Below are 2,343 nucleotides of genomic sequence, written 5' to 3'. Positions count from 1 at the left end.
GGTTCACCACCGTTCCGGGCCTGGTGGCCTCGACCGGTGTCGTCCGGGTCAGGCGCCGCTTCCAGCGCATCGCCGTGGACACCGCACCCTTCATGTGGCTGCCCATGCCGACCCGCCACGGTTGGCGTGTCACCCTGCACACCCTGGAAGGGCAGATTCCAGCCGACTACGCCGACGTCGCCGAACGGTTGGCGCACTCCTGGGGCGTGCACGCCGTGCGCGTCTCGTCCGATAAGCCGGGACGGGTACGTCTGGCCGCCACCATGCGTGACCCATTGGTCAAGGTCGACGAACTCCCGCCCTCCACGGAACTGCTCAAGGTCACCGTTGGACGCCTGGAGACAGGTGGACCGTGGGTCGTCGACTTCAAGACCGTCCCGCATTGGATCAACGCGGGGGCCACACAGTCCGGCAAGTCCAATCTTGCCAACGCGCTCATCGTCGGCCTGGCACCGCAACCCGTCGCCCTGGTCGGCTTCGACCTCAAGGGCGGGGTGGAGTTCACCCCGTACGCCTCGCGGCTGTCCGCACTGGCCACGAGCAGGGCTGAATGCGGCGGCCTGCTCGACGACCTGGTAGCGCTGATGACCGATCGCATGGGCATGTGCCGGATGGCCTCGGCGCGCAACATCTGGCAGCTCCCACCCGGTATGCGTCCGGTTCCGGTCGTGGTCCTGGTGGACGAGTTGGCCGAGCTCTACCTGATGGCTGACAAGTCCGAGAAGGACGAGATCGCCAAGACCTCGACCGCGCTGCTACGGGTGGCGCAGCTCGGGCGGGCGTTCGGCATCTACCTGTTCTGCTGCGGCCAGCGCATCGGCTCCGACCTCGGACCCGGTGTCACCGCCCTTCGCGCTCAGTGTTCTGGTCGGATCTGCCATCGGGTCAACGATCCCGAGACCGCCACCATGACGCTCGGCGACCTCGACCCGGCCGCGCTCGATTCCGCTCGTGCCATCGCCGCCGAGACACCCGGCGTCGCCATCGTCGCCTCACAGGACGGTCAGTGGTACCGGGCCCGCTCCTTCTACGTCAGCGAGCAGGCCGCCGAACACGCCGCCCGCCTCTACGCCGACCTCGCGCCGTCCTGGGACGAGGTCATGGCGGTCCACCGTCACCAGACGCCCGACTCGCAGACCGCCTGACGAACCGAGAGGAGGAACGAGATGCGCCGCTTCGCCGCCTGGCTGCTCGACACCGGACCCGTGCTCGTCCTGGCCGCCATCGCAGGTGCCGGTTCCTTCACCCACATCCGCGACACCGCCACCGAGAACGGTCAGCAGGGCTGGATGGCTTGGGCCATCGCCATCTGTATAGACCTGACCTGCGTCATGGCTGCCCGCGAACGCCAGCGTGACAGGAAGGCGGGCAAAGTACGGCGTGGCCTCGTCTCCTGGCCGGTCCTGGTCCTGACCGGCGGTATCGTCCTCTCGCTGGCGGCCAACCTGCAACAGGCCGCCCCGACCGTTTGGGGCTGGATCACCGCCGCCACCCCGGCGGGCGCCTTCCTGGTCGCGGTCTCCATGCTCGAACGCCGCGCCACTGCCACCCGTACCGACCCGTCCCCGGACGTCCCGGAGACGTCCTCGTCCTGGGCGACGGCGTCCCCGTCCGTCCCGGACAGAACGCAGGCCATCCCGCCAGCGGAGCGTCCCGCCCTCGTCCCCGCCAACGAGGCCGGCCAGGACGACGGACCCGCGCCCAACCCGCAACTGATCGACTACGCCCGCCGCGTCGCCGCTGAACACCACACCAAGCACGGCAAGCCCATTACCCGCGAGCTGCTCCGCGCCCGCCTGGGCGTGTCCAACCAACTCGCCTCGGACCTGCTCCGCACCCTGCGGTGCACATCAGAAAACGCCTGAAGGAGACCCATGGACGACCACCGCAGAGCCTTGATCAACGGCCTGCTCAACCTGGCCATCTTCCTGGAAACCCACCCGGACGTGCCCGCCTCGTCCAGCCTTACCCTCCACCACTTCCCGAACCACGACAACGACGACGACCTACGCGCCGAGGTCGACCGGATCGCCGCTCGCGTCGGCTCCGACATCGACTTCGAGGACTCGCCGTACGGCCATTACGCGACCTCCGTCTTCTTCGGACCGGTCGAGTACCGCGCCGTGGCGATCCTCGCCGCCGCCCGAGCCCGCCACAACGCAGACAGCAGCTACCGCGGCTGCATCAGCCCCGACCCCAGCTAGGAGACCACCACTATGCGAATCCGCCTCGAAGGAAACCGCGCGGAGATCACGCTCGGCATGATCCACCTCCGCGAGGTCTTCACCGTCACCGGGATGTCCAGGGCGTACCCCGACCGCGCTCATCCGCGTAAGTACCGCG

The 2,343-nt window shown here is 68.6% G+C and carries 3 protein-coding genes; all 3 read left to right on the top strand.

Annotated elements, in window-relative coordinates; all coding sequences use genetic code 11:
* The coding region (locus tag FH608_RS51085; RefSeq protein WP_139638461.1) for an FtsK/SpoIIIE domain-containing protein at positions 1-1,145 on the top strand (1,145 nt) is incomplete at its 5' end.
* 21 nt (positions 1,146-1,166) lie between these two features.
* Complete coding sequence (locus FH608_RS51080) at positions 1,167-1,865, top strand: DUF2637 domain-containing protein (protein WP_139638460.1); 699 nt, start codon at positions 1,167-1,169, stop codon at positions 1,863-1,865.
* A 9-nt stretch (positions 1,866-1,874) separates the two neighbouring features.
* Positions 1,875-2,204: a hypothetical protein gene (locus FH608_RS51075; protein ID WP_139638459.1), complete on the top strand. Its 330-nt coding sequence runs from the start codon at positions 1,875-1,877 to the stop codon at positions 2,202-2,204.
* Positions 2,205-2,343: the final 139 nt, after the last annotated feature.

The sequence above is a fragment of the Nonomuraea phyllanthi genome (assembly GCF_006334985.2).
Classification (GTDB): domain Bacteria; phylum Actinomycetota; class Actinomycetes; order Streptosporangiales; family Streptosporangiaceae; genus Nonomuraea; species Nonomuraea phyllanthi.
This window is presented reverse-complemented; position numbering and strand designations above follow the sequence as displayed.